The sequence below is a fragment of the Kitasatospora sp. NEAU-69 genome, assembly GCF_057158765.1.
On record NZ_JBWXUE010000080.1, the window covers coordinates 1 to 3,946 of the forward strand.

Consider the following 3,946-nt stretch of genomic DNA (forward strand, 5'->3'; position numbering starts at 1 on the left):
GGGCTTGCAGATCATCAACTCGCAGTCTTGATCTCTGCCGGAAGAGTGATGCCTTGGGTCGTGGCGAGCTTGTAGAGGGCGTCCAGGTCGGACAGTTGGGCTCCGGCAGGCTCGATGGTGTGGCCTGCGGCCTGGAGGAGGTTGCGGACGTCGCGGATGCGGCGGTTGACGGTCTCGGGTGTGACACAGAAGAGCCGGGCCACGGCGACCTGCGGGAGACCGAGCCGCTGGTGGAGCAGAACGGCCAGGAGGCGGTCGGCCAGGGTGAGAACCGGTCGCCGGCCGGTGGTGCCGTCGCCCTTGACGCGGGGCCGGTGGCCGCGCCGCTTGTCGAGTTGGCCCTCGCGCTGGGTGTCGTGGAGGGACGTGAGCGTGGTGATCAGGGCGTCCCACTCGGGTGCGGGTAGGCCGGTCAGGATCGGGTGGCAGAGCCAGGCGAGGTCGGGGCTGGGTTGGTCGAACGGGTCGGGGGCATCGCTGACCTGGGCGTATTCCTCGGGCCGCAGGGAGTAGTTCCACTCGCCGTGCCAGTCGTGGCGGTCCAGGGGCAGGGCGTCCATCTGCCGGTCGCCGACCGTCACACCGGTGGGGTAGGTGGCCGTGTCGAGTTCGGCGTGGACGGTCAGACCGGTGCGGGTGGTCGTTGCGGCGATGCTGTTCACGATGACCTCGTGGCTGCTCAGGGGCCTGCCGCGCCAGTTCATGGTGATGTGGGAGAACAGCCGGTGTTCGACCCTGTTCCATTTAGATGTACCCGGCGGAAAATGACACACAGTGATGATCAGGCCGGTCTCCACGGCGAGGGCAGCGAGTTCGGCCTTCCAGGCACGGGTGCGGTAGCCGTTGGAGCCGCCGGCGTCCGCGGTGACCAGCAGGCGCCGGGCACCGGGGTAGGCGGTGTGCCCGGCGCCGCGCCACCATCGCCTGATCGATTCGACCGCGAACGCGGCGGTGTCGTGGTCGGTGCCCACGTTCACCCAGCCGGTGTTCGCGGCCAAGTCGTAGATGCCGTACGGGATCGCCTTGCCCAGTTCCTTGTCGGGGAAGTCATGGGTGGAGACCGCGACCGGGTGGCCTGCGCGCTCCCACTCCCGGCCGCCGTTCTTGTAGGGGCCGACGAGCTCTTTCTTCTTCGTGTCCACGCTGACCACCGGGTCGCCACCCGCCTGGTGAGCCTTGGCCTGTTCGTTGATGTAGCGGAACTGGCCGTCCCGGTCGGGATGTTGGCGACCCTCGATGGTCTTGGCGTTGCCCTGGAGGCTGAAGCCCTCCTCGCGCAGCAGGTCCCCGACCGTGTCCGCCGAGATCCGGTACCCCTGGCGGGTGAGCCGGTCGGCGAGGTGGCGGGTGGACTTGGTGGTCCAGCGCAGCGGGGACATCGGATCGCCGCGCTCGTCGGGCTCGACCAGCGCCAACAGTGCGGTTCGCAGGGCGGGTTCCAGGTCGACGGCGCGCTTGCGGCCGCCGCCCGGCCTCCGCACCCGGCCCAGCGGCGGCTCGCCGGACTCCAACTCGTCCACCCCGGCGGACACGGTCGCCTCACGCACCCCGGCGGCACGGGCGACGTGCCTGATCCCGCCATGCCCGATCGACCGGGCCTCCGCACCCAGCAGCAACCGCCGCTGCCGCTCGTCCAGGTGCGGCATGATCGCCTCGAACTTGGCCTGCAGCAAAGCCTGCTGCTCCCGCGATGTTCTCATAGCACATCAACGAGCCAGAACACCGGAAGCCACGGGTTACTTCTCTGCAAGCCCTTAGTCATAGTTATTGCCTCGTGGGGATGCCGGCTGATCAGATCTCACGATCTGTGCCTCAAGCGTCGCTCCCCGCAGTTACGCTGGACAAGCGCGGCGTCTCCTCAGCGGGTTCTGGAACGTTCGCAACGACCCGGGAAACGCAGGAGGTCGAACACATGGGCATCGAGGAACGCGAACTCAACCCGGGCCGATCCGGCCGGGACTTCTTCGGCTCGGAGGTCAGGCACTACCGCAAGGATGCCGACCTGTCGCTCGGAGAGCTGGCGAAGAAGGTGCGTTACAGCAAGACGCACATGTCCAACATCGAGACGGCGGTGAGGACTCCGCCGCCGGACCTGCCGGGGCTGCTGGATGAGGCGCTGCCGGGGAGTGGCGGGGCGTTCTCGCGGATGTATCCGTTGGTGGAGAGTCAGGAGTTCGCAGACTGGGCGCGGCGGTTCATGGAGTTGGAGCCGCTTGCGAACACGCAGCAAACGTACTCCCTGGTAATGCCTGGCCTGTGGCAGACGGAGGAATACGGTCTGGCATGGCTGCGGCTCGGCTTGCCGCGCGCCTCGGAGGTAGTGATCCGGGAGAAGTGGGAGCTTCGTCAGGCGAGGCAGGGCATCTTGTCCAGGCCGTCACCCCCGTTTATGTGGGTGGTCCTGGATGAGTACGGGCTTCGCCAGACGGTTGGTGATCCTGCGGTCATGCGGCGTCAGATCGAGCACATCCTCGGGTTGGCGGACGGTCGCAACGCTGTGGTGCAAGTCCTGCCGCTCAACCAGCCCTATGGTGCCATCGGTGGTTCGGTGACCATCCTGAACTTTGATGATGCGCCACGTGTGGCCTATCTCGAAGGCTATTCGTGCGGTCGCTTGGTCGAATCGCCGGACGAGGTAACCGATTTGGCATTGCTCTATGATCAGATCCGTAGCTACGCCCTCACGCCGGATGAGTCCCTGGTGTGGCTCAGAAAAGCAATGGAGGAGTACTAGGCATGACTCCCGCCTCGCATACCGTGGACGTCTCCAAGGCCGCCTGGTTCAAGTCAAGCCGCAGTGATGCGTCCGGTAACGGCCAGTGCGTCCGCGTGGCGACCAACCTCCTCCCGATCCACGACCTCGTGCTCGTCGGTGACACCAAGACGCCCGACGTCCACCTTGCCGTCTCCCCCCGCGCTTGGGCGGCCTTCACGTCCGCTGTGGCCGCAGGGGAGTTCAACGGCCCGGTTGGCTGAAAATATGAAGAGGTGGTGACGGGCCACTTCGCACGAGTGGCTCCTCCGCTTACTGTTGGCGGCACGCCGTCAAGGCGCCTGCCCTGGTAGAGCTCTGACTGCACATCAGACCACGCTCTCCCAGGGCTTTCTCCGGCCCCCAACAGGGAGAAACCCTCATGTCAGCAGTACGTCGCCGTACCCTGGCCATATCCGCCGCCCTCGTGGCGGTGATCGGCAGCGCCGCTCCTGCGCTGGCCGTCTCCGCGCCTTCGCTGGTGCAGGCTCCGATGATCAGCGCCACCGCCCCCCAGTCGGCCGGCCACCACACCGGGATCTTCAACAGCACCAGCAGCAACTGGTCGGGCTACGCCGCAACCGGTGCGAAGTTCACCAGCGTCAAGGCCAGTTGGGTTCAGCCGACCGGCAAGTGCGGCAGTGCCACCTCGTACTCCAGCTTCTGGATCGGCCTCGACGGCGACGGCAGCAACTCGGTCGAGCAGACCGGCAGCGAGGTGGACTGCTCGGGCGGCTCGCCGCAGTACTACGCCTGGTACGAGATGTACCCGGCCTTCCCGGTGAACTTCAGCAACACCGTTCGCCCCGGGGACCACTTCACCTCCAGCGTCAGCACGAACGGCACCGGCGCCTTCACCCTCGTCCTCTCGGACACCACGCAGGGCTGGAGCCACACGGTCAAGAAGACGCTGAAGAGCGCCGCGCTCGCCTCCGCCGAGATCATCGCCGAGGCGCCGTCCAGTGGCACCGGGGTGCTGCCGCTGACCAACTTCGGTACCGCGAGCTTCACTTCGGCCGAGGCGAACGGCAAGCCGATCGGCAGCTTCTCGCCGGACGCGATCACCATGGCGTCGGGGAGCACCACCAAGGCCGCGACCTCGGCGCTCTCCAACAGCGAGAACTTCTCGGTGACCTGGAAGCACAGCTGATAGCTGCCTAGCTGCCTAGCTGCCGTGACGGGCCCGGGTCGGTT

At 66.8% G+C, this 3,946-nt stretch carries 4 protein-coding genes; 3 read left to right on the plus strand and 1 reads right to left on the minus strand.

The window, feature by feature from the left end; all coding sequences use genetic code 11:
* Positions 1 to 14: 14 nt before the first annotated feature.
* Positions 15 to 1,700 carry an ISAzo13 family transposase gene (locus tag AC060L_RS37210; protein ID WP_483801924.1) on the minus strand — a complete coding sequence of 562 codons (1,686 nt, stop codon included), beginning with the start codon at positions 1,698 to 1,700 and terminating at the stop codon, positions 15 to 17.
* A gap of 212 nt (positions 1,701 to 1,912) precedes the next feature.
* Here AC060L_RS37210 and AC060L_RS37215 point away from each other — a divergent pair, with 212 nt between their 5' ends.
* The 3 genes from AC060L_RS37215 (at position 1,913) to AC060L_RS37225 (ending at position 3,902) form a co-directional block, all read left to right on the plus strand.
* Complete coding sequence (locus tag AC060L_RS37215; RefSeq protein WP_483803421.1) at positions 1,913 to 2,734, plus strand: helix-turn-helix domain-containing protein; 822 nt, start codon at positions 1,913 to 1,915, stop codon at positions 2,732 to 2,734.
* 2 nt (positions 2,735 to 2,736) lie between these two features.
* A complete protein-coding gene (locus AC060L_RS37220) occupies positions 2,737 to 2,976 on the plus strand; it encodes a DUF397 domain-containing protein (RefSeq protein WP_483803422.1) in 240 nt (79 codons plus the stop codon).
* Between the two features lie 158 nt (positions 2,977 to 3,134).
* Positions 3,135 to 3,902, plus strand: a complete 768-nt coding sequence (locus AC060L_RS37225; RefSeq protein ID WP_483803423.1) for a G1 family glutamic endopeptidase — start codon at positions 3,135 to 3,137, stop codon at positions 3,900 to 3,902.
* Positions 3,903 to 3,946 lie beyond the last annotated feature (44 nt).

What these genes read in the sequence shown, in the direction of transcription:
- AC060L_RS37215 (WP_483803421.1), top strand. Translation starts at nt 1,913, where the DNA reads ATGGGCATCGAGGAACGCGAACTCAACCCGGGCCGATCCGGCCGGGAC.
- AC060L_RS37225 (WP_483803423.1), top strand. Translation starts at nt 3,135, where the DNA reads ATGTCAGCAGTACGTCGCCGTACCCTGGCCATATCCGCCGCCCTCGTG.
- AC060L_RS37210 (WP_483801924.1), bottom strand. Translation starts at nt 1,700, where the DNA reads ATGAGAACATCGCGGGAGCAGCAGGCTTTGCTGCAGGCCAAGTTCGAG.
- AC060L_RS37220 (WP_483803422.1), top strand. Translation starts at nt 2,737, where the DNA reads ATGACTCCCGCCTCGCATACCGTGGACGTCTCCAAGGCCGCCTGGTTC.